Annotated in this window: 15 protein-coding genes; 8 read left to right on the top strand and 7 right to left on the bottom strand. The window is 58.9% G+C overall.

Annotated features, from left to right (window positions below):
* Positions 1 to 512: 512 nt before the first annotated feature.
* Positions 513 to 1841: a hypothetical protein gene (locus tag HKN37_16005; protein NNE48156.1), complete on the bottom strand. Its 1329-nt coding sequence runs from the start codon at positions 1839 to 1841 to the stop codon at positions 513 to 515.
* A gap of 233 nt (positions 1842 to 2074) precedes the next feature.
* Here HKN37_16005 and HKN37_16010 point away from each other — a divergent pair, with 233 nt between their 5' ends.
* Positions 2075 to 3178: a mandelate racemase/muconate lactonizing enzyme family protein gene (locus HKN37_16010; protein NNE48157.1), complete on the top strand. Its 1104-nt coding sequence runs from the start codon at positions 2075 to 2077 to the stop codon at positions 3176 to 3178.
* A gap of 4 nt (positions 3179 to 3182) precedes the next feature.
* Here the strand turns inward: HKN37_16010 and HKN37_16015 are convergent, their stop codons facing one another.
* On the bottom strand, positions 3183 to 5753 hold the full coding sequence (locus HKN37_16015; protein ID NNE48158.1) for a DUF5117 domain-containing protein: 2571 nt from the start codon (positions 5751 to 5753) through the stop codon (positions 3183 to 3185).
* Between the two features lie 159 nt (positions 5754 to 5912).
* Here HKN37_16015 and HKN37_16020 point away from each other — a divergent pair, with 159 nt between their 5' ends.
* The 3 genes from HKN37_16020 (at position 5913) to HKN37_16030 (ending at position 10831) form a co-directional block, all read left to right on the top strand.
* Positions 5913 to 8618: a hypothetical protein gene (locus HKN37_16020; GenBank protein NNE48159.1), complete on the top strand. Its 2706-nt coding sequence runs from the start codon at positions 5913 to 5915 to the stop codon at positions 8616 to 8618.
* Positions 8619 to 8662: 44 nt separating this feature from the next.
* A complete protein-coding gene (locus HKN37_16025) occupies positions 8663 to 10393 on the top strand; it encodes a hypothetical protein (GenBank protein ID NNE48160.1) in 1731 nt (576 codons plus the stop codon).
* Positions 10394 to 10471: 78 nt separating this feature from the next.
* A complete protein-coding gene (locus tag HKN37_16030; GenBank protein ID NNE48161.1) occupies positions 10472 to 10831 on the top strand; it encodes a hypothetical protein in 360 nt (119 codons plus the stop codon).
* Positions 10832 to 10873: 42 nt separating this feature from the next.
* Here the strand turns inward: HKN37_16030 and HKN37_16035 are convergent, their stop codons facing one another.
* The 5 genes from HKN37_16035 to HKN37_16055 form a co-directional block, all read right to left on the bottom strand.
* The gene (locus tag HKN37_16035; protein ID NNE48162.1) at positions 10874 to 12427 is read right to left on the bottom strand and encodes an aldehyde dehydrogenase family protein; all 1554 of its coding nucleotides are present in this window, start codon (positions 12425 to 12427) and stop codon (positions 10874 to 10876) included.
* 430 nt (positions 12428 to 12857) lie between these two features.
* Positions 12858 to 14003, bottom strand: a complete 1146-nt coding sequence (locus HKN37_16040) for an acyl-CoA dehydrogenase (protein ID NNE48163.1) — start codon at positions 14001 to 14003, stop codon at positions 12858 to 12860.
* Positions 14004 to 14029: 26 nt separating this feature from the next.
* Positions 14030 to 15004, bottom strand: coding sequence for an electron transfer flavoprotein subunit alpha/FixB family protein (locus tag HKN37_16045; GenBank protein ID NNE48164.1), 975 nt, complete (start codon positions 15002 to 15004; stop codon positions 14030 to 14032).
* A 3-nt stretch (positions 15005 to 15007) separates the two neighbouring features.
* The gene (locus HKN37_16050) at positions 15008 to 15796 is read right to left on the bottom strand and encodes an electron transfer flavoprotein subunit beta/FixA family protein (protein ID NNE48165.1); all 789 of its coding nucleotides are present in this window, start codon (positions 15794 to 15796) and stop codon (positions 15008 to 15010) included.
* Between the two features lie 68 nt (positions 15797 to 15864).
* The gene (locus HKN37_16055; protein NNE48166.1) at positions 15865 to 17904 is read right to left on the bottom strand and encodes a 4Fe-4S dicluster domain-containing protein; all 2040 of its coding nucleotides are present in this window, start codon (positions 17902 to 17904) and stop codon (positions 15865 to 15867) included.
* 277 nt (positions 17905 to 18181) lie between these two features.
* Between HKN37_16055 and nagB the strand changes: the two genes are divergently transcribed.
* The 4 genes from nagB (at position 18182) to HKN37_16075 (ending at position 24972) form a co-directional block, all read left to right on the top strand.
* Positions 18182 to 18964, top strand: coding sequence for a glucosamine-6-phosphate deaminase (nagB, locus tag HKN37_16060; GenBank protein NNE48167.1), 783 nt, complete (start codon positions 18182 to 18184; stop codon positions 18962 to 18964).
* 24 nt (positions 18965 to 18988) lie between these two features.
* Entirely contained in the window at positions 18989 to 20221 is a 1233-nt protein-coding gene (locus tag HKN37_16065; protein ID NNE48168.1) for a cysteine desulfurase-like protein, read from the top strand.
* Between the two features lie 311 nt (positions 20222 to 20532).
* Complete coding sequence (gdhA, locus tag HKN37_16070; GenBank protein NNE48169.1) at positions 20533 to 21894, top strand: NADP-specific glutamate dehydrogenase; 1362 nt, start codon at positions 20533 to 20535, stop codon at positions 21892 to 21894.
* A 189-nt stretch (positions 21895 to 22083) separates the two neighbouring features.
* Positions 22084 to 24972, top strand: a complete 2889-nt coding sequence (locus HKN37_16075; GenBank protein NNE48170.1) for a histidine kinase — start codon at positions 22084 to 22086, stop codon at positions 24970 to 24972.
* The last annotated feature ends 74 nt before the right edge of the window (positions 24973 to 25046 follow it).

The following is a 25046-nucleotide window of genomic DNA, read 5'->3' on the forward strand; positions in this document are numbered from 1 at the left end:
AATGCGAGCGGCTCGAGGGGCGAAAGAGCATCCGTGCAGGGCGACGACAGTTACCGCCAGCATCAACCAGCGGCCAAATCTGGCCGGGTTGTTCGCGCGACCGTCCGGGTCTGTGGTTGCGTCCGCCACGAATCGAGACAGGTTACCGATGAGACTCTTCTTCCTCAGATCTTCCAGCACGCTTGCCGGCCCTCAGCAATGTTAGCAGCCGTATACGCGGCACGTCGATCGCGGTGCCAGACCTTCACGGGGTTTTAATCAGCATGTGTCATTCGTATGGCCGCGACGGAATCCAGCATCACGGTCGCTAACAGCCGTGTTCCGGAGTATCCGGAGGTCTCTGGCCGAGGGCATATCCGCGCCGCATGGCCATGAGCTCCTGATATGCGGCCCTGGTTGACGACTGAATCCTTCGGCGCCATCAATCACACGGTGGAGGGCGCGAATGTCGCGAGAGGATGTGTCCCGGCGTTCGCGACGTCGACCACGACCTGTGCGCTACAGGCCGACCGCTAGATCAACTTCTTGAGGAGAGCGCTGAAGCGCGGATCATCCCGGACCGAGTCTAGATTGCTGTCGTTCTCGTACCATCCACGCTGCCGCAGTCCTGCCGCCTCCGCTTTCTCGAGACAGTCAAGACATCTTGTCTTGTTTCCCGCAAGAGCGAAGATGCACCCTGCGTTGTACAGGAGCATCGGTTCGTCCGGCTCTATCGTCAGTGCCCGCTCAAGCCAGACGAGGCCGCGATCCACTTCCCCCAGCGCTACGAGGCCGTTCGCACCTAGATACAGTGCGCGCGTGGCGGTAGGGTCGAGTCCGAGGCGCTGCTCGGCTGCCGCGATTCCCCGTATTCGCAACTCGGCCGCCCTCATCTTCTGGCCAAGCTCGTCGATCGACTGTGCCGCCAGCAGAAGTGATTGAAAATCCTCAGGACGAATACGATTGGCTTCCTCGAAAAGCCGGGCTGCCATGTCCTTCTTTCCCTGAGCGAAGCACACACGGGCATACAGAAATCGAGCCTCGAACAGCTGTGGATCCAGTTCGATTGCTTTCTCGAAAGCCAACTCGGATTCCTCATACTGTCTGGCGAGAGAGACGGCCAGACCGCGGGAAGCCCATGCCTCTGCCAACTGGGAGTTGAATTCCAATGCCATCGTGCTTGCACGCATGGCCCGGTCCAGAAATTCCTCCGAGCTGTCGACGTACATGTACAGGTAGGAGAAGCAGTCGGCCAATCCGCAATACGCCAGTGTATACGTTCCATCCAGTCCAATCGCATCCTCAAAACACCGTGCAGCCGACTCGACAGAAGTCCTGCTATACTCGTAATACAATTCGCGGCCACGCACATAATAGTCGTACGCGTTCACGTTGCCTGTCTGGCCTCCTTGAATGGTCCGGCCCGGACCCGGGACACCAAGCGCTTCGACCACGGCCCCCGCGACTTCGTCCTGTATGATAAAAACATCCAGAACATCGCGGTCGAACACACCGGACCACAGACGCCTGCCGGTCGAAACCCTGATCAGTTCTACATCCATCCGGACGCGACCGTCCGACCGTTGTACCTGACCAGTGAGGACGGCTGTGGCTGAAAGTCTCCGACCTGCATCCAGAGCTGAAAGCTGTTCGCCTCGCAGGGCGAATACAGACGACCGGGCGATCACGTTTAGCCCCGGAGCGCGGGTAAGACTTAACAGGATCTCGACGGCGACTCCATCGCAAAAGTAGTCCTGATCAGGATCGTCACTCGAATTGACGAAGGGCAGAACGGCAACGCGGGGGCTCGGTGCGTAATCGGACGAATCGGTGTCGGAGTGCGGCGTCATCTCGACAGACATCAGGTGGCCCTCGGATGAATAGGAGGCAGTCACAGACGCAAGTAAGCAGTTCCAACCAGAACGTCAAGCGGGGAAATCCTGATTCGAAGGATATGACGCTTTCGGTCAGCGCGACATGGATTAGTACAATGGAGCGTGAAGTTGACTCCGATGTTGCACGGACAGCGTGCTCTGTCGACATTAAGGGCGGTGACCAAGCGCCACAGACCAGTTTCACTATCTCTCGCCGCATCATGGAAATACAGGGTATCAGTATCTACCAGGTTGACCTCCCTCTACACGAGGGTAGCTACAACTGGTCCGGAGGTAAGTCCGTGTCGGTCTTCGACAGTACGGTGGTTCGGATCGATACCGACGCCGGCATTGTCGGTTGGGGAGAGATCTGTCCGCTTGGGCCGTTCTACCTTCCCGCTTACGGGCCCGGCGCACGTGCGGGAATCGAAGAGTTGTCGCCACATCTGCTGGGTCAGGATCCGACCGAGTTGGGACGTCTGAACCGGACCATGGATGCCGCGCTCAAGGGGCACGCATACGTCAAGTCGGCCATCGACATGGCCTGCTGGGACATCCTGGGTAAGGCAGCCGGCCTGCCCTGCTGCACCTTGCTCGGTGGACGGTATGGTGAAGATTTTGTCCTGTACCGTGCAATTTCGCAGGAGTCCCCCGAGAAGATGGCGGGACGTGTGGCAGGGTATCGAGCCGAGGGCTATCGGCGATTCCAACTCAAAGTGGGAGCCGACCCTGAGGAGGACATCGAACGCATTCGGGCGGTCTCAGCGGAATTGCAGCGTGGAGACATACTGGTTGCTGATGCCAACACGGGATGGCTCATGCACGAAGCGGCTCGCGTGGTTAGAGGTGTGCGGGACGTGGACGTGTACATTGAGCAGCCGTGCGCCGGCTACGACGAATGCCTGTCGATTCGGCGGAGAACCGATCATCCGTTCGTGCTCGATGAATCGATCGATGGCGTCGACGTGCTCCTGAAATGCCACGCCGACCGGGCGATGGACGTGGTGAACATCAAGATCAGCAAGTTCGGCGGTATCACGAAAGCGGCGCAGGCCCGTGACCTGTGTATATCGATCGGCGTCGGGATGACGATCGAGGACAGCTGGGGCGGGGACATCATCACCGCCGCGATCGCTCACCTGGCACACAGTACGCCGACTCAATTCCTGTTCACGGCTACCGATTTCAACAGCTACGTGACCGTCAGCATCGCCGAGGGCGCGCCGCAGCGATACAACGGTCGGCTCGCGGCGTCCGGGGCGCCCGGACTGGGTGTTGAACCCCGGCTGGAGGTTCTGGGCAAGCCGGTGTTCGAGACCGGGTAGCCGGTCAATGGATCGCCCCTTCGCTTGAGCATCCGATACTTGCCGGTGCAAGTTCGTCGACCATCTCGCGCCGCAGGAGGTGTCGGGTCGACGCCCCTTCATAATCTGACCCGATCGGAGAACCCGGAGGGATTCTCACTCGTCGACCTGCAGGAGCTGAACCACGGTCTTTCGCGAGGTGTCGTCCAATTACGTGACCGACATATTCCCGGTGGCTAACCGTCTCGTCGTCTGATCCGGGATTCTCTTCAATCCATGCTCGCAGTTCCTGGATGGCTCTTTGAAGACGGGCTCGAACGGCTGCCGGCGTTGTCGCATCTTCAGAGGACGTGATAAGCGCATCGAGCCAGACCTGCTGAACTACGCGTTCTATTTCAGCATCATAGTCGTTCGCCGTGACCGGCTCGCTCCAGACTTCCGCCGCAACCTGGCGAAGCACCTCCGTAAGTCCCGGCGTTTCCCCGTCGAAGTCGTGTTGGTGTACAAGACGGGTCGTGCGATGCGGATTCAGGAGAAGGTCGAAGGTTATCGTCGCGAGAAGCTCCACTGGCAGATACGAGTTGAAAGCATAGGTCGTACGCGAAGAGAAAAGTTCACGTGTTTGTGGATAGCCCGGCGGTCGCGGGGCGATCGACAGTCGCAGTTGTGACGGAACCCTGAGGGCCGCGGGTTGCAGAGTCTGAAGGATTGTGCGGAGCGCCTCCCTTTGAACGGCTGCGCTAACGACGGTCATCTGAGCTGTCTCTTCGCCTCGTGCAGCGTGCTGATAATACATGCCCCCGATCAATTTGGATGTAGCAGCCAGTTGGTACCTGTTGTGGAGATACAGCGGCACGAGCACTTCTTCCTGAAGTGCCAGCTGCTGACCGACTCGAATGGCGCTCTCTCCAAAGCGCGACAGCGCGCGGCGCCGTACTTCCATCTCGTGTCGCAGCGCGCTGACGGGGTCCGCGCCGTTGTCCCACAGATTGCCGGCCGGCTGCATTGTCCCGTCGGAGCGAGCATCCGAATCGGGGAGATACAACAGCCCTTGCGACGACGCTTCACGAAGGAGCTCGTTGAGATACATGGCTTCTGTCATGGCATCGGAGGGTGAGCCGTACCCGAATCGAATCGCCATCCGGTCCCACGAGCCGACGCCGACGGCGTACGCGTCGTCCAGCACGAGTTCATCGTCTTCGCCCAGGCCGACCAGCGGCGCAGGATAATCCATCACCGACGCGCGCCCGTATGTAGAAGCGGCGAAGTTGTGCATCAGCCCTAGAGTGTGTCCGACCTCGTGAGCAGAAAGCTGGCGAATGCGTGCGAGAGCCATCCGCAACATTGGATCGTCGTCGGGCGCAAACCCTTTCTCATGCTCACCCACGTATGGCGTGAGAAGTCCCTCGGCGATCAGGTAGTCCTGACGCACGCGAAGCGATCCAAGCGATACGTGACCCTTCAGGATTTCCCCCGTTCTTGGATCGACTACGGAAGCTCCGTAGCTCCATCCACGTGTCGCCCTGTGCACCCACTGGATCACGTTGTACCTGATGTCGAGAGGGTCAGCGCCGTCGGGCAGAATCTCCACTCGAAACGCGTTCAGAAACCCGGCCGACTCAAAGGCATCTGCCCACCACGATGCCCCGTCAAGCAATGCGCTACGAACCGGCTCCGGCGTGCCGGCGTCGAGATAGTACACGATCGGTTTCACGACTTCGCTCGGAGCTGCACCCGGCGTAGTTTTTTCGAGGCGGTGGCGAGCCAGAAATCGCCGTGTCATGTCCGAGCCGATTTCCGCTGCATAGTCCCTGTATTCAATACCTGAAAAGCCTGACCGCGGATGATTCAACCTGGGCACGTAGCCCGGTCCGGGTAGTCTGATCAGCGAATGTCTCACACGGATCGATATGGCGGTCGGCAGTGCGACCGTGGAACGAACAAAGGCGCCAGGTTGCGAGTCGGCGCTGCCCGGGTTCGCGAGACCAAACGTAAGCAACGTTTCAAGCTCCGTATTGTCCGGGAAGGTCTTGAGCATCTTCGGGACCAGGGTGGAGCGGTCCGTGTCCAGCTTGTATTTGCCCTGGCGGGATCGATCGAGCGCCAGTTGAATTCCGTGAACATCCCGGAGCAGGAATGGTGTTGCATCTACCAGTACTCTACCACCGGTTTCTGCCGCCACGTCGAAGGCCCACTCGACGCCGTCTGCAAATGCGTCGGACACCGTCAGTGCCTCGGCGTCTAGCGCGCCGTCCGCTCTGTACTTGAGATTCGGAGCGACGAGGAATACCCGCGGACCAATTCGTTCAAAGCGAACGATCATCCGACGGCCCAGCTGTCCTCGATCCAGCCCGATGTCGTTGGACCCCAGCCCCGAGGCAAGCGATTCCATATAGAGGAGATCCTCGCCGAAGCGGCCTATTTCCAGCAGGACCGTGCCGGTCCGTGAATCCCAGTAGAGCGGAAAAAAGCCCTCGCTCCTGTCGAGGCCGTCTGTACGCGACTCGATGGTAGGCAGTGACTGGGCGGTCACATTCGATGGGCACCACGAAATGACGACAAGCAACGCTGTGACACTAACGGCAATGCGGCTCATGGCTGGCACTTTCTGATGAACGGGGGTGCAATATAACCCGGGTGTTGAGGCGGTTCTGCCGTACCACAGCGACGCGCAGAAATTCCGTCCTGTGCGACAAGGAAAGGGGACCGCTGAAGGCTATTTTTGAATCACGGTCGATTCTTATCAGAGGATGTGATGATGTGGCGATTGGTTCTCTCTCTGGCAACTCTCGTAATGGTGCCGACGGCGGTTGTGGCCCAGCCGTCGTTCGATTTCTATGACCGTGGACCATATCGTGTCGAGGTACCGCAACCGGATGCCCTGCTTGGTTACACCGCGGGTACAACGCACACGCTCTACCATCGACAGCAGGCTGTGTTCGACCGGTTCATCAAGGCCGCGCCGGATCGCGTCCGGGCCGTAGTGATTGGCAAGACCGAGGAGGGGCGACCGATGCGGCTCCTCTTGATATCGTCGCCGGCAAACCTGCGCCGGCTCGACGGCGTACGCGACGACCTCGCCCGACTTGCCGATCCTCGAGTGACCAGCCCGGAGCAGGCTGAGTCGATCGTAAACCGATCGCCCGTTGTTGCCTTTCTGAACTATTCCGTTCACGGAAACGAACCGGCAGGTTTTGAGGCGTCGATGTGGGTGGCCTATCAGCTCCTGGCGTCGGAGGAACCTGCGACTACACAGATTCTGGATAGCGTGCTCGTCGTGGTCAACCCGTCAGCCAATCCGGACGGTCACGAACGTTTTGCTGTGTGGTACAACTCTATCGCGCACGGCTCGGATGATCCGTTCGCGTTCGAGGCCCGGGAGCCGTGGAGTATTGCGGGGCGATACAGCCACTTTCGGTTCGACATGAATCGAGATCTGGTCGCCGTGTCACAGGCACCCGTCAAGGCGATGCTGGGGGCGATGAGGCGGTGGCATCCCCAGGTGGTCGTGGATTTTCACAGCACGACGGACCCCTACTTCTTTCCGCCATTCGCGGACCCTGTCAATCGGAACATTCCACCTAGCGAGCACGAGTGGATTGAAATATTCGGTCGGGCCAACGCGGCGGCCTTCGATCGATACGGATGGCAGTATTACACACGCGACCGCTTCGATGGCTATTACCCCGGCTACTTCGACGTTGCACCTACGCTGGCCGGGGCATCCGGCATGACGTACGAGTCCGACGGTGGACCGGAGCTCAGAATTCGCCGGGCGGACGGCACGATCATTACGTTCGCAGATGGAATTGCGCACCACTATGTCGCGTCAATGGCGACACTCGAAGCAGCTGCAAGTCACCGGAAGGCACGACTCACCGGCTACTACAATTTCCATCGGACGGCTATCGAAGAAGCTCGCGGTTCGCCGATGCGACGATTCATCGTAGAGCCGGATCGCGATGCCACGAACGCAGCTCGTCTCGTCGACATACTCCGTTCACACGACATCGAGGTGACCCGAATCGACTCGCCATACTCTGCCCGGGTTGTGGACTTCATGGGCGGAAGACAACAGAAGGTCGAACGTGTGTTCAAGGCCGGTGCGTACGTCGTCGATCTGACGCAGCCGCAGGCGCGGATGGCTCGCGCTCTGCTTGAGCCAACGCCAGCGCTGCCGGCTGATTTTGCGAAGCGGCAGATTGACAGGTTTCGCGAAAACGTGCGCCGCGGCAGCGGTTCCCGCCGCGGTTACGACTTCTACGATGTGACGGGGTGGTCGCTGCCGTACACGCTGGGCCTGGACGCCTACTGGACGGACGATCTAAGTCCGATTGTAGGCCCGTCACTGAATCGGTCGAATGTCGCGCCGGTCACCGGCGTGACTCCACGCGTGCAGCGGGCTCAGTCGGCCTATGTCTTCGGCAGTGACCGACAGTCGGCGACGGTGCTCGCTCTGGCCCTTATGCGCGAAGGCTTTACGGTCAACGCGGCAGACGAGGATCTTCGAGCCGATGGCCAGCGGTACGCGCGCGGAGCATTCGTGGTGCGCACCCAGCGGAATCCCGCGACGCTGCACAACCGCATTTCCACACTGGCCGATTCACTTGATGTGCCGGTTGCTGCGGTGGCGTCTGCGTTTGCCGACTCCGGTCAGGTCGGTGTCGGATCAGGGGCCGTCCGCCACATCAAGACGCCTCGTATCCTCGTCGCTGCGGGTAGCGAAATCAGCAATACGAGCTACGGCGCGCTGTGGCACTTCCTTGAATCAGAACTGGGCCAGCCTTTTGTGCCGGTTTCTCTGTCTCGCATCGGGTCGATGAACACAATGTCGGACTATAATGTGTTGATCATCCCCGACGGATCCGCCGCCCGTATCGAGACCGCTCTCGGCAAGCGGGGTATCGAACGTCTGAAGGCGTGGGTGAAAGACGGCGGTGTCGTCATAGCGTGGGGCGGATCCGCACTGTTGTTTTCAAGGGATGCAGTCGGATTGGGATCTGTCAGGTCGAAGGGTACAGCGTCCGACGACGACAGCAAACGCGATTCGCTCGAGCAGAGCCCGACACTCGTTCCGCCGCTACCGTCGCCGTCCGCCGATACCGACAAACCAGCTTACATCCCCGGGTCGATATTCAAAGCCACGCTTGACAGCGGACACTGGCTGACTCTGGGCTATGCCCGGTCGTCGCTGGCCGTGATGATGTCGGGATCGACCATGCTGCAGCCGTCCAGGACCGGCGCTAATCCTGTCGCTTTTGTTGAGCCCAGCCTTCTACTCAGCGGTTTTGCCTGGCCCGACAATACCGAGAGACTCCTCAAAGGGACCGTATGGGCGGCCGTGGAGACGCACGGCCGAGGACACGTCGTCGTGTTCGCGTCGGACCCGCTGTTTCGCGGATTCTGGCGTGGGACTGGAAAACTTATGACGAACGCCATGCTTTTTGGGACCGGCCGCTAGAGACGTTGGCCGGTCTTCATCATCCAGCATCGAGGTGCATGCACATGAGCACACTCCTTATCACCGTACTGACCGCTGTGGTCTCGCTCGCTTCTCCCAATACACAGGATCCGGCATCTTCGTTGCGATTCGACGTGTCGATCGATCGATCGGTCCATTCGGCCGCAGTGGATGGCCGCGTGATTCTCATTCTTGGCAACGACGACGCCCGAGAGCCACGATTCCAGGCCCGATGGGGGGTCAAGGGTGTGCCGGTTTACGCGATCGACGTGGACGGGCTTCAACCTGGCGAGCCTGCAACCATTGACGCAACAGTATTCGGCTATCCCTTCGAGAGTCTTGCCGACCTGCCCGCCGGTGACTACTACGTACAGGCGGTGTTGCACAAGTACGAAACCTTCAACCTGTCAACGGGCCACACGGTAAAGCTGCCGATGGACAGGGGAGAGGGTCAGCACTGGAATCGGGCACCGGGCAATCTGCTCAGCACGCCCCGTTGGATTACAATCGATCCGGAGCACGACAAGCCGATCTCTATCGTTCTCGATCAGGCAATTCCACCGATTGAGCCGCCAGCCGATACGAAATACGTCAAGCACATCCGGATGCAGAGCGACTTGCTCACGGAGTTCTGGGGACGTCCCATGCACCTGGGCGCGCACGTACTTCTGCCGGAAGGCTTCGACGAGCACCCCGAGGCCCGTTATCCGCTCGTCATCTTCCATGGACATTTTCCGGATGACTTCGGAGGATTCCGGACGGAACCGCCTGATCCTGATCTTGAGCCCGACTACAGCGAGCGTTTCGGTGTGGAAGGTTACAATCGCATCATGCAGCAGGAGGCGTATGACTTCTACAAAAGGTGGACCGGTCCGGACTTCCCGCGTATGATCATCATCGAGATCCAACACCAGAATCCATACTACGACGACTCTTACGCCGTGAACTCTGCGAACCTCGGTCCGTACGGCGACGCCATTACGCACGAGCTGGTCCCGTTTATCGAAAAGGAATTCCGGGGTATCGGGGAGGGATGGTCCCGGTTCCTGTACGGCGGGTCCACGGGTGGATGGGAGGCGCTGGCAGCCCAGGTGTTCTACCCCGACGACTACAACGGATGCTTCGCTGCGTGCCCTGATCCGATCGATTTCAGACACTACGTCAGCGTCGACATCTATCGCGACAAGAATGCGTATTGGGATGATGGTGGATTTGTCCGCGTTGCGCGACCGGGACACCGGAACTGGCTTGGACACATTTCCGCAACCATGCAGGATTTCAATCACTATGAGCTCGTGATCGGCACAAACTCAAGGTCGGGAGATCAATTCGATATCTGGCAGGCGGTCTACAGCCCGATGGGCTCCAACGGATATCCGAAGCCTATCTGGGACAAGTACACCGGTAATATCGATCACGAAGTGGCGGCGTACTGGCGAGAGCATTACGATCTTCGTCACATCCTGGAGAGAGACTGGAAGGTGCTGGGTCCCAAACTGAAGGGGAAGATGCATATCTATGTTGGAGACATGGACAACTATTATCTCAACAACGCTGTGTATGTGATGGAGGACTTTCTCGAAACGACATCAGAGCCCTATTACGACGGGGTGGTGGACTACGGAGACCGGGCAGAGCATTGCTGGAATGGCGACCAGGGGAATCCGAATCACATTTCCCGATTGCGCTACAACACGATGTATGTACCTCGGATTCTCGAGCGTATCGAGGAGAGCGCGCCTTCAGGCGCCGACCTGACCAGTTGGCGGTATTAGCCTGTCGGATATCCGCGAAGTATTTTCTCGGTGAAATCCGACGATTTAATCGACACTTTCGCTAATTCGTGGGCCGATATGAAGAAGTTTCTCCTGTTCATCGTCGTTGCCGGACTGGTGGCGTACTTCATCTGGCCCACGCAATACAAGGAGTACAAGGGTGGCGAGGGGCCGTTTGCCGACCAGGCCGGTCCGGCGGCAACCAGGGTGCATCGAATCACAGGTGAGGTGTGGGTGATTGGAGCCTCCGGGGAGTGGACGCCGCTTGCGGTTCGTCGGCCCGAACTTCTCCGGCCGGATATCACCGGGCCACAGCCCAACACACAGGCAGACACGCGTCCGGCGCAGCGGCAGATGCAGGACACGAAGAGCATGCAGGCCACGACGGACGAGATGACGCGTGCCGCTACGGAGAAGGCGAAGCCCCCGGGTCAGTGATCGCAAATCGACTATCAGCTCTGGGCCGATATTCGCTCGCGATCAACCGAACTTGATACCCTGCGCCAGCGGCAGCTCAGTGCTCCAGTTGACGGTGTTCGTCTGTCGGCGCATGTAGACTTTCCACGAGTCGGATCCCGATTCCCGGCCACCGCCCGTCTCTTTCTCTCCGCCGAACGCGCCGCCGATTTCTGCTCCGCTCGTACCGATGTTGACGTTGGCGATTCCGCAGTCGCTTCCACGGTGCGAGAGGAAGATCTCCGCCTCCCTGACGTGTTCGGTGAAGATCGCCGACGAGAGGCCTTGCGGCACGCCGTTATGCAGGGCGATGGCCTCCTCGATTTCGGCCACGGCCTGCTGCGGTGACGCATCGGCGGAACCATAGCCGATGATGTAGAGGATCGGGGCGAACGTCTCCTCCTGGACGATGTCGAACTCATTCCTCGCCGTGGCGATGCATGGACGCACGTAGTGCCCACCGGGATAGTCCGGTCCGTCCAGCGCGTCTCCGCCGTAGAGCACTTCACCGCCTTCTTCCTTCACACGCGACACGGCATTCTGCAGATCGGTAACAGCCGCGTGCGTCACTAGCGGCCCCATCAAGGTATCGGGGTCGCGCGGATCGCCAATCTTGATGTCCTTGTAGGCCCGGACCAGACGTGTAACGAACTCGTCCTTGACCGATTCATGAATGATGATGCGGCGCGTAGATGTACAGCGCTGGCCCGCCGTTCCGACGGCTCCGAACAGGACAGCCGGGAGGACGAGATCCATGTTCGCGTGCGGCGTCACCACGATGGCATTGTTGCCCCCAAGCTCGAGAATGGTGCGCCCCAGTCGGCGGCCAACGACTTCGCCGACGCGATATCCCATCTTGCACGAGCCCGTTGCCGAGACGAGGGGGATTCGCCGATCATGCAGCAGCTTGTCGCCGATCGTCGATCCCTTGCCCACAACCAGAGAGAAGATGGCTGGATTCACATCGTTCTCGATGCAAACCTGCTGGGCGATCTTAGTGCATGCGATGGCGGTGAGTGGTGTCTTGCTTGCCGGTTTCCAGACCGTGCTGTCTCCGCAGACGGCCGCCAGAGCCGTGTTCCAGCTCCATACGGCGACAGGGAAGTTGAACGCACTGATGACTGCCACGACGCCCAGCGGATGCCACTGCTCGAACATGCGATGGTCGGGACGTTCGGACGTCATCGTATTGCCATACAACTGGCGTGATAGGCCGGTCGCGAAGTCGCAGATATCGATCATCTCCTGAACTTCTCCGACACCCTCCGCAGCGATCTTTCCCATTTCAAGTGTTACAAGAGCTCCTAGCGCCTCCTTGTTCTCGCGCAGCTTATTACCAAGCTGCCTTACAATCTCTCCTCGTCTCGGAGCCGGTACCTTTCGCCACTCCAGAAACGCGGACTGGGCGTTGGCCACAATCCGGTCGTATTCGTCCTCGGTTACCTGCTGGACAGTGGCAATACGGGACCCGTCGATCGGCGTGATGACGTGTTGCTCCGGGCCTGATCCGAGCCACGTGCCGTCGAATCCTCCCGGATTGACGTCATGGATTCCAAGAGCTTTGAGGAAGTCGTTCATGGTGCGTGAGCCTGTTTATCGCGTCGTAAAGTCGGCCTGTCGTATCGCGGCCGCTCAGTTGTTGCACGCACACAAGGTCTGAATCAGAAGGATTCCACCTGACGAAGAAATCCGGAAATCGACGACGATCGCTACGGCCGCCTGCCAGCCGGTTGACGAATCACCCGATTTCCACACGACATGCTCTGACCGAATTCCATCTCGTTGAGAAGCCTCGTCGCAAACAGCCCGTGTGGCTATTGTCGCTGGTCAACTCATGCCGGATAAGTCTTCCCGGAGTCGGTCACCGGCGGTAGATCGATTCAACCCTACTAACGACTGCGGCGGGCAGTGCCGACATCAAGGGCCCCATCCACGCGCGCTGTGATGCAGGACCGCGCTGCCACGGATCGGAAGGAAAGTGGCGAGCTGCGGGATTGCGCCTCTGTCTCTACAACTTCCCGATGATGGAACTGGCGATCGTGTTCTTCTGAATTTCGCGAGTGCCCTCGTAGATCTCCGTGATCTTCGCATCGCGATAGAACCGTTCCACCTCGAACTCGGCTACATACCCGTAGCCGCCAAGCAGCTGGATTGCCTCGTCGGCGACCTCGACCGCAGTACGTGCCGCGTACCACTTCGCCATGGACGTCAACTCAGGGTTAATCCTGCCCTGGTCGAAATTCCATGCCGCCTTGTACGTGATAAGCCTGGCCAACTCGATCTTCGTCGCCATGTCCGCCAGCTTGTGCTGCGTCGCCTGGAACTGAGCGATCTTCTTGCCGAACTGCTCGCGTCCCTTCACATAGGCGAGGGCTCGGTCGAATGCACCCTGCGCCGTGCCGACGCCCTGTGCTGCCGTTTCGACGCGACTCTCGTCAAAGAACTCAAGTATCTGGTAGAACCCCTTGTCTTGCTTCCCGACAAGATTGTCCGCCGGTACCCGCACGTTCTTGAAGGAAAGCTCGCCCGTCGGAATCATACGGATGCCCATCTTGTGCCCGACATCGGCGATATCGAGCCCGTCCGCATCGCCCGGCACGATAATCATCGATTGTCCGCGGTGCGCCGCTTCCGTATCCGTTTGACAGATGACGACATAGTATCCGGCGATCCCTGCATTGGTGATGAACGTCTTCGTCCCGTTGATCACCCAGTCGTTTCCATCACGAACGGCAACGGTGTTCATGGACGTAATATCGCTTCCATGATCCGGCTCAGTGATGGCTCCGCCGGAAATCGTTTCACCCTCGGCAACGGGAGTCAGATACTCCTTCTTCTGGTCATTCGTGCCGAACCGAAGGATGCACTCTGAGGCGAAGTCGGCCAGCATCAATGCCGCCCCGATCGACGAATCCTGGCGACAGAACTCCTCTACGACCAGCACATTCTCTGTACAACCGAAGTCAGACCCGCCGAACTCAGCGGGGAAGTGCAGCCCGACAAATCCCTCCGCAGCGGCCTTCTTCCATATTTTGTGCGGATACTCGTGTTTTTGATCGAGCTCGAGTGCGAGTTCCTTGTCGAACTCCCCTTTCGCAAATTCCCGCGCCGCCTTCTGAATGTCTTTCTGATCCTTCGTCAGCTCAAAGTCCACAGCTTGTTCCTCCGGCTTGTGATGATTCAGCCACTGACCGCCTTAATCTTTTCCGTCAGGACGGGCACGATGTCGAAGAGATCTCCTACGATACCTACGTCCGCCTCGCTGAAGATGGGAGCACGTGGATCCGAGTTGATGGCCACAACAAAAGGCCCTCCCTTCACGCCTCCCATGTGTTGAAACGATCCGCTGATGCCGATCGTCATGTAGACCTGCGGCCGCACCGTCACGCCCGACGTGCCGACCTGTCTCGTTTTGGGCAACCAACCTTTGTCGACGACCGGCCTCGAACACGCCACCTCGGCGCCCAGCGCATTCGCCAGCTCATGGATGATCTCCATGTTGTCGCCATCGTCGATGCCGCGGCCGACGGCAACCAGCACTCCGGCCTGGCTGATGTCGACGTCCTCTGCCTCCGGCTTTACGGTGCGAACGAACCGTCGGCGGGCGCTCAAGTCGGCCGGGAAAGTCTCCTGAACGATCTCGCCTTTCGCATCGGTGGAGTCGGCCGGTTCGTACGAACCCGGACGCACCGTCGCGATGCAGCCACCATGTGCGAGCGATGCCTGCAGTCGGGCGTGCACCTTGCCCGCGTACATGGTGCGTGTCGCTGTGAGATCGTTCCCTGCGATCTCCAGTGCAAGGCAGTCGGTCAGCAGAGGCCGGTCAAGGGCGGTTGCAAGACGCGGCACCATGTCCATCGCAAAATTCGTATGCGCCATCAGGATCAGATCCGGGGTCTCGCGCTGGACGATCGGAGCAGTCAGGTCAGCGTACAGGTCGCCGTCGGGAACCGCGAGATCCTCGTGATCCATGACAAAGACCTGATCGAACCGTCTCGCCAGCTCAGTAGCATGCGGGGAAAGACTCCGGCCCGAAATCAACGCGGCAACCGACCCATCATCGCCCGCCAGATGGCGTGCAGCGGTCGCGAGCTCCCAGGTGGAGTCGGGGACTAATTCGTTTTCGAGTGCAACAATGACAAGGATTTTCTGCATCGCTCAAAGACCTCCTTGTTCTTGCAGACGATTAATCAATGTATCGACCACCTCCTCAGTGCTGCCCTCGAGAATCTCTGCACTTTTCCCCGATGGTGGAACGGCCATGTCCAACACTTTTACCCTGGTGGTATCCGGGCCGGCGATTGTCGGCGAAAGTCCCAGTTGAGCCGCGTCCATAGTTGGGATTACTGCTCCGGAAACCTTGCGGATACCGCGGATCGACACATATCGAGGTTCATTGAGACCGGTCTGAACGCTGACCACGGCCGGAAGGCTTACCTCGACCACTCGTTCCAACCCGCCTTCGACTTCGTGCTGCACCGTTACCGACTTTCCCTCGATGCTGATCCCGGTCGCAAGCGACACTTGCGGAACATCCAGCATGGCCGCCAGCATGCCGCCGACCTGCCCGGCCCCGGTATCGCTCGCCACTGCTCCTGTCAGCACGAGGTCGAACGGCTTTGATGCGAGCACCGCATGCAGTATTCGGGCCGCCGCGTGAGCGTCAAGGTCCGAGAAGGCAGGGTCCGAAACGAGGACGGCGTGGTCCGCTCCCATGGCGAGCGCTCGTCGCAACTCCTCTTCCGAATCTTCCGTGCCGATGCTAATGGCCGTGACGGATCCGCCATGCTGCTCGCGCAACCGAATCGCCTCCTCCACGGCGAAGTTGTCCCACTCATTCATGCCGAAGGACAGATCGTCCGCGACAATGGATCGGCCACCCGCAGCTATCGCGACATCGACATCGGAGACGTCGGGCACACGCTTGACGCAAACGAATATTTCCATGGTTCCTCCACAATTCCAGACTCGCCAAAATGTACGAATCGAGTCTGTGCAGAAACCGTTAATGCGTGCTACTCTTCGTCGACAAACCGCGCCACAAGTTCTGCAAGATCCACGATCTCCATTTGCCCTTCCCGGCCGGTCGTTTTGACGGCATCCTCAAGGTTGATCGTGCAAAACGGGCACGCCGTCACCACCACGTCGGCGCCGGCCGCTTCAGCCATATCGAGTCGCTTCTCACCCATCCTGGATTCCGCTTCGCCCTCGTGGAAGAGATACAGGGAGCCACCACCGCAGCAGAAGCTCCGATTGCGCGACCTCTCCATTTCAACGGTCTTCAGGCCTGGAAGCGCATCGAGGACTCTGCGAGGGGCGTCGTATTCCCCGTTGTGCCTGCCCAGATAACAGGGGTCGTGAAACGTGTAGGTCCGATCATCGGCCGTGCTGGCAAAATTCAGCTTGCCGTCCTCGATCAACTCGGCCAACACCTGCGAGTGATGAAGGACCGGCTGGTCGAGATTGTATCCGTCGTTTCGAAGTGCATTGAACGCATGAGGATCGGTCGTGATGACCCGGTCATACGTACGCTCCTCCATTGCCTCAAGGTTTTGATCCCGGAGAGACTCGAAGAGTCCTTCTTCTCCGAACCTGCGAACCTCGTGACCGGAATCGACCTCGTCTTTTCCGAGCGTGGCGCAGTCCTCATCGGCATTTCTCAGGAGCTTGCCCATCGTGTGCGTGACCTGCTGGATCCGCGGATCGTACGCTGCGCAACTGTCCGTGAAGAACAGCGATTTCGTCTCGCCACCCTTTTCGAGCGTACGGACCACGGGCTCGGTATCACCATCGGTGCGCGTCCACGCGTCCCGCTGTCGCGCCATCTTTCCGTACGGATTCCCACGTTTCTCAAGATCCTCGAGCGGTTTCTGGAGTGATGCGGGTACCCGACCCTCTTCAACAAGGAAGCGGCGCATGTCAACGATCTTGTCGACGTATTCGATAAATACCGGGCAGGCTTCCTCGCAGGCCCCGCACGTCGTGCACGCCCATAGTTCACCGTCGGTGATGAGATCGCCGACCAGTGACTGACCGTTTGCCGGCGGTGTGCCGAGTATCGGGTATTTCTCGTAGGAGAGGTCGCGGCTCTTGATGCTGATCATCCGCGGTGAAAGCGGTGTACCGGTGGCATACGCAGGACAATGATCGGAACAACGACCGCAGTCAGTGCAGCTGTAGAAATCGAGGACGTGTTTCCACGTGAAGTCTTCGAACTGACCGACGCCAAGTTGATCGAGCTGGTCGAGATCGTCGGTATCGTGGCGCGGTGGCTTGATGGCGCCGGGCGTCTTGAGATTCAGAAGGAAGACATTCGGCAGCGCCGTAATGACATGGAAATGCTTGGAGACCGGGAGGTAGCACAGAAAAAATAGCAGCACCATATTGTGGATCCAGAAGCTCCAGAGGTGCACCGACGACAACAGGCTAGACTCCATGCCGGTAAGTGCAGATGCTGCGGTCGACGCCATCGGATGTGCGAACGTCACTGCAGCTACGGGGGCCATCGCCGAGCCTTCGTGAAACGCATCCGCCACCATAAGCACGGAGATGAGGCCCAGGATCAGGTAGGCTTCGCGTCCGTGTGACCGTACTGCGTGCCGATCGTGATAGCGATCCGGACGAAACAGAAGTCGCCGGAAGCCTGCGACGATGCAAGCTAGCAGCACGACGAGTGCGGTGTAGTCCTTCAACGTCGAATAGAAATCGCCGGAGACGCCGCGAAGTCCTGGAAGCGTAAAGCCTGATGCGAGACCCTGTCCGAGCAGCGTCAGCGATCGGATCGACAGAATCAGAAATCCGGCAAAGATTAGTATGTGCAGGATTCCCGCAACCTTGTATCTCGGCTGTCGCGCCTGGCCGAATCCAAAGATGAGCATCTTGACAAGTCGGCGCCCGATCTGGTCCAGTCGAGGATCCGGGGCGGCGAGTCGGAGCGGGATGGATCGACGCCAGAGGATGAATGCGAAAGCAAGCAACGCGAAAATCAGCAGAGCGCCGTGCACGAGCGGTCCGGCCATGCCTAAGATGGTGGATTCTGCCGGAGCGATTATCATGTTCGAAACCGTCTGTACGAATACCGTATGGCGACGAAATGTCCGGGCAAGAACCGGAGATAATGAACGAATGTAACGTCGCAGTTCTGTTCATCAAACCCCGAAAGCGCACTGGCGAGTCCCGTACGGCCCGTATATGTGGCTCCCGGCTTTCGATGCGTTTTGCAGCGAACAATCACCATTTCATCCCGGGGAGGCGACGTACTATCGAATCGTTGCCCCAGGAGGTAACTTGGGAAGTAGCCTGTTCAAAACAAGATCGGAAGGGCGTCAAGTCATGGAAGTCATCATCCAGAAAGACTATCAACAGTTAAGTCGCGTCGCCGCGCGAATCGTGGTCGAGGTGTTGAACTCGAAACCCAACGCCGTGCTCGGCATGGCAACTGGCTCAACTCCGCTAGGCCTGTATCAGGAGCTGGTGAGATTGTACGAAGCCGGCGAGGTAGACTTCTCTCGTGTCACCACATTCAATCTCGACGAGTACGTTGGCCTGCCGGTGAGCCACCCGCAGAGCTATCACTATTTTATGCGTGAGAATTTCTTCTCACACGTCAATATTCCGCCGCAGAACATCAACATTCCGTCGGGCACTACCGACAACTATCCGTCTTTTTGCGAGTGGTACGAGCAACGGATTTTTGAGTGCGGCGGTATTGATCTTCAGATACTCGGTATCGGAAGTGATGGCCACATCGCCTTCAACGAGCCGACAAGTTCGATGAGCTCGCGCACCAGGCTCAAGACGCTCGCGAAGTCGACGATCGACGACAACGCTCGCTTCTTTGAGCGTCGCGCGGACGTCCCGGTCTACGCCATCACGATGGGCGTCGGAACGATACTCGATGCTCGAAAGATCATTCTGCTCGGCAGCGGGGAAGGCAAGGCCGGTGCAATTGCCGCGATGGTAGAGGGGCCTGTGACGTCGATGGTGACGGCAAGTGCCCTGCAGATGCATGCCGATACGAAGGTGATTGTCGACGAGGACGCGGCGGGTGACCTGAAGATGAGGGACTACTACGATTTCATCTATCAAGCCAAGCCGGGCGCCCCGCGAAGCTAAAGACGAACACAAACGGCTCATGTCATGACGGCTTCGGTCGAGGACATCAGGTCAAACTTCCCCGCACTCGAGCGCAACATGGCCGGGCAGCCTGTTGCATACTTCGACGGTCCCGGTGGGACACAGGTCGTGAAGCCGGTCGTCGATGCGATGGGCGATTATCTCATTCATCACAACGCCAACACGCACTGGGCCTATCCCACGAGTGCAGAGACGGATGCGGCGCTGGACGCGGCGCGGAGCACGGTCGCTGCTCTGCTGAATGCCGGGCCGGACGAGATCGCGTTTGGTGCCAACATGACGACCCTCACGTTTCATCTCTCGAGAGCACTGGGTCGGCGCTGGAATGCCGGCGATGAGGTGGTTGTCACGGAGTTGGACCATCACGCCAATATCGATCCGTGGCGGGCGCTGGAGGTTGAGCGTGGTGTCGTCATCCGCATGGTGCACATGATTCCCGAGTCGGGCCGGATCGACATGGATCATCTCGAGCAAGTGATCGGTTCGCGGACAAGACTTGTCGCGGTGGGCGCTGCGTCCAACGCCCTTGGAACCGTCAGTGACGTGGAGCGGGTCGTGCGAATGGCGAAGAGCGTCGGGGCGCTGACTTTTGTAGACGGTGTGCATTCCACACCTCATGCGCTACCCGACTTCACGGCCCTGGGATGCGATTTCTTCGCCTGTTCTGCCTACAAGTTCTACGGACCACATGTGGGCGTCCTCGCAGGAAAGCGCGACGTCATCGACGCCACTGATTTTCCGCGGCTGGAGCCCGCCCCGTCGCAGTCGCCGGAACGGGCGGAGACGGGGACGCTCAACCACGAAGGGATTGTTGGAACTGCGGCAGCGATTGAGTGGCTGGGTTCGTTGTCTCCGGGATCAGGTCTTCGCGATAAGCTGCAGCAAACCTATGCGTCACTCCACGAGCGCGGCGAGGTCCTCCTCGCGCGGCTGTGGAGCCGGCTGGATGCGATACCGGGCGTCACCCTGTTTGGCCCGAAGCCCGGAGAACGACGAACGCCCACCGTGGCCTTCGCGCTCGAGGGCCATACCTCGGAGAAGGTCAGTCGGATGCTTGGGAAACAGGGGGTATTCGTCACACATGGCGACTTTTATGCGCAGACTGTGGTCCGTCGACTCGGATACGAACAGGATGGATTGGTCCGTGCCGGCTGCGCCTGCTACACCACGACGGACGAGGTCGACCGGCTTGTATCCGGTGTCGCAAGCCTTGCCGAAAGCCGGCATCTTGTCTGATTCATCCAAAAACCACCAAGTTTGAAGTTTCCCAGGTGGCGAATCGCCCGTCGGTCCAGTAAGATTGATCTGCGATCGCACGTGCGCGCACTCGGTTCTTGTTGTTGATGAACTCGGCTGGTCGAAAACCCACCAGGTCGACTCGGCCGTTGACGGCAGAGGTCGCCCAACCTGCCGAGTGACTTACCCTGCAGTCGAGGTGAGGATTCCCCCTACGCTTCGTGGGGGCCGAGATGTTAGATTTTGCGCGCGCAGTCGTACTTGCCAACCACTTTCCTATAGAATGAAATTCCTCCAGGGAGAACAGCTTCATGAGTAATTATGTAACGGACCTGATGGTCAGTGTCAAAGCGAAGAACCCCGCAGAGCCGGAGTTCCACCAGGCGGTTCACGAGGTGGCGGAATCGCTTGACCTCGTATTGGATCGGCACCCGGAGTACCGCTCGTCCAAAGTGCTCGACCGGATCATCGAGCCAGAGCGCGTTATTCTTTTCCGGGTTCCGTGGGTCGACGATCAAGGACAGATTCAGATCAACAAGGGATTCAGGATCGAGATGAACAGCGCGATCGGTCCCTACAAGGGAGGCCTTCGCTTCCATCCGTCGGTGAACCTCGGCATTCTGAAGTTTCTCGCGTTCGAGCAGGTGTTCAAGAACGCACTGACGACGCTGCCCATGGGCGGCGGTAAGGGTGGCTCGGACTTCGATCCCAAGGGCAAGTCCGACATGGAGGTGATGCGATTCTGCCAGGCCTTCATGAGCGAGCTGTTCCGTCACATAGGGCCGAACACGGATGTGCCTGCGGGTGACATTGGCGTCGGCGGACGTGAGGTCGGATTCCTCTTCGGCATGTACAAGAAGCTCGCCAATGAGTTTACCGGTGTCCTGACCGGGAAGGGTCTCAACTGGGGTGGATCATTGATTCGCCCGGAAGCGACAGGTTATGGCACCGTGTATTTCGCTGCGGAGATGTTAGAAACCCGTGGGGAGACGCTTGAGGGTAAGAAGTGCCTCGTCTCCGGTAGCGGCAATGTGGCGCAGTACACGATTGAGAAGATCCTGGATCTCGGCGGCAAGGTCCTCACGTTTTCGGATTCGAGCGGATACGTGTACGACGAAGAGGGTATCGATCGCGACAAGCTTGCATACGTAATGGATCTGAAGAACGTCCGACGCGGCCGTGTCAAGGAGTACGTCGACAAGTATCCGAGCGCAGTCTACACGGCTGCGGATGCCAAAGGCGATCATAATCCGATGTGGAACCACAAGGCGCACTGCGCCTTCCCGTCCGCTACCCAGAACGAGATCAATGGCAAGGATGCAGGCAACCTGCTGAAGAACGGCGTCTATGTCGTTGGGGAGGGAGCCAACATGCCGACGATGCCGGATGGCGTCAATCAGTTTGTCGATAGCGGCATTCTGTACGGACCAGGAAAGGCAGCTAACGCAGGTGGCGTCGCGGTCTCCGGTCTGGAAATGGCACAGAACAGTATGCGCTATTCATGGACGCGGGAGGAGGTTGACACACGGCTCCACATGATCATGAAGAGTATCCACGAGTCCTGCGTTACGGCGGCGGACCGCTTCGGGACGCCTGGCAACTATGTGAACGGTGCCAACATCGCGGGCTTCCTGAAAGTGGCTGACGCCATGATCGATCAGGGCGTGGTGTAACGTTGGAACGAAGCCCGCGGCGGATAGGAGGGCCGCGGGCTTGCCGGCCCAAAGCAAGAAACTCAGCGTGCGATGCGGTGAAGCCTGCCGTCCACACTATTTTGTGAGGACGAGAGGTCCGTTCCAGGTATTCCCCATCCGCACTCTATGACGAAGCCGGTTCGCAGCATACGAGGTTTTCAGGACCTGATGGCCCATCGGGTCCAGGATATCCTCCTGGTTTCGAGTTCATACGAGTCGTTCATTCTGTCCGAAGACGGTCAGCTCGAGGAGCTCATTCTCAGTCAGTTTCTCGAACTCAACCTTCATCACCCGCCGGATCTCACACACATCTCGACCGGCGAGGGAGCCATTGAACTTGCGCTGTCGCAGGACCGCTACAACCTGATCATCACGACGATTCAGGTCGGCGACATGGACGCCCTGGCGCTGGCAAGGAAGGTCAAGGAAGCGGGCCTCGACGTCCCCGTCATCCTGCTCGCGTTTGACAATCGTGAACTCAAGGAATTCCTCGCCCACCACGACGTATCGGATATCGAGCGGATCTTTCTGTGGCAGGGTGACATTCGGATTTTGCTCGCCATCGTGAAGTTCGTTGAGGATCGATGGAACGCCGACTTCGATTGCGACTTCGGTGGCGTTCAGGTTGTTCTCGTCGTCGAGGATTCCATTCGGTACTACTCGTCGTTTCTGCCGCTGATCTACACCGAGATCGTCAAGCACTCACAGCGCCTGATCTCAGAAGGACTCAACCTGTCGCACAAGATTCTCCGGTCACGGGCACGGCCGAAGATCCTGTTATGCGCCAGCTACGAGGAGGCGTGGCAGTTCTTCACGCGACACGCGGAGAACGTACTCGGAATCATATCAGATGTTGAATTTCCCAAGGAGGGAGTCCTCAGCAAGACCGCGGGCCTTGAACTGGCTGCACGCGTCAAAGCCGACTGGAAGGACGTCCCTGTTCTCCTGCAGTCCAGCCGGGCGGAGAACTCAGAGCGTGCTCGTGAAGTCGGGGCGGATTTCCTGCAGAAAGGCTCGTCAACACTGCTGACGGATCTACGTCAGTTTATGGTCGACAACTTTGGTCTTGGCGATTTCATCTTTCGCACGCCCGACGGTCACGAAGTCGGACGTGCCCACGACATGAAATCGCTGGAAGACCTGATCCGAACGGTGCCCGTATCCTCGATCGGCTTCCATGGCGAGCGGAATCATTTCTCAAAATGGTTGAAGTCGAGGACGGAGTTCGATCTGGCACACAGGCTCAGGCCCAGGAAGGTTTCGGACTATGATGATGTTGAGGATCTGCGCAAGGATCTCGTGTCATCGATTTCCATGTATCGTAAGGATCGCCACCGCGGTACGATTGCTGATTTCGATCCCCTGACGTTCGACGCGGAAAACAGCTTTTCGCGGATTGGCGGAGGCTCACTTGGTGGCAAGGCGCGCGGTCTCGCATACGTTCGTCACATGCTGGACCTGTACTGGGACGGCTCCGAGTTTCCGGGCATCCGCGCCAGCGTTCCGCCGGCAGTCGTCGTCGGTACCGACGTCTTCGATCATTTCCTGGATTCGAACGACCTTCGTGACTTCGCGATGAGCAGCGAAGACGATCTCGAGATAGAGCGCCGGTTTCTCGGAGGACATTTCCCGGAGGAGCCACTGGAGGATCTACGAGACTTTATTGGGCTCATTCGTTTTCCACTCGCGGTCCGCTCGTCAAGCCTGCTCGAGGATTCGCAGTATCAACCGTTCACGGGTGTCTACAATACGTACATGCTGGCGAACACGGAGAATGACACGGAGCAGAGGCTCGATCGTCTCGTTCATGCGATCAAGCTCGTCTATGCCTCGGCGTTCTCGTCGCATGCGAAGCGGTACCTGAACGAAACTCCGTATCGGCTTGAGGAGGAAAAGATGGCCGTAATCGTTCAGAAGATTGTGGGCGCACACCGGGGCGACAACTACTACCCGAATTTCTCCGGGGTCGCGAGATCGTACAACTTCTATCCGACTGCTCCGATGCGCCCTGAAGACGGTATTGTCGCCGTGGCACTTGGCATGGGGAAGATGGTCGTTGAGGGCGGAAATTGCGTCAGATTCTGCCCGAAGTATCCGCGACACCCGATGCCGTTCTCGTCGCTTGATGACGCGCTGGATGGATCTCAGCGGACCCTGTGGGCGCTACCCTCGCGAGGGAGCGACGACATGCATGAAGTGGAGCTCGATCTGGATGTCGCGGAGAAGGACGGCACGCTGGACATGCTCGCCTCGACGTTCGATCCAGATAATGAGGCCATGTTCGATGGCGTATCGAGACGTGGCGTACGTGTTGTGACGTTCGCCCCGGTTTTGAAACATCACTCCTTTCCGCTTGCCGAGTTGACCCGCGAACTCATGTTCATCGGAGAGCGAGGGATGGCTCATCCCGTAGAGATCGAGTTTGCCGTCAACGTGGATGTCGCTGACGGCGAGCCCATCGATTTCGGCTTTCTGCAGATGCGACCTCTTGTTCTTGCCGGGGAGGTTGAGGACGTTGACCTTACCGCCGCGACTCCCGGCTCAGTACTCTGCCAGAGCACGCGCGTCCTGGGAAGTGGTCGGATTGACGATATACATGACGTGGTGGTGATTGACTCCCTGCGATTCGATCGTGCGCGAAGCAGGGAGGCGGCGGCCGAAGTAGCACGACTGAACGCGAAGATCACCGGGGAAGGGAGGAAGTATCTGCTCGTAGGTGTGGGTCGCTGGGGATCAACCGACCCCTGGCTTGGCATACCGATCGCATGGGACGAGATCTCAGGAGCACGCGCGATCGTCGAGGCTGGATTTCGCGATTACGCGGTGACGCCGTCACAGGGCACGCACTTTTTCCAGAATCTGGTGTCGTTTCAGGTCGGCTATTTCACCGTCGGGGGAGACCGTAAAGGCGATGTCGTTGATTGGGAGTGGCTGCGGGAGCAACCCGCAATGGAAAAGGGACGCTTCGCAAAGCACATACGTTTCGATCAGCCGGTCATCATCAAGATGAACGGCGTCAAGAAAGAGGGGTTGATCTTGAAGCCCGGTACAGAGTAGGTGTTCTCCGGTGCTAGTTGGCCGGTTCGATGACCTGAACCCTCGCACTCACGTCGATCGGGTAGGGCGGTGGG

Source organism: Rhodothermales bacterium (assembly GCA_013002345.1).
GTDB lineage: Bacteria > Bacteroidota > Rhodothermia > Rhodothermales > JABDKH01 > JABDKH01.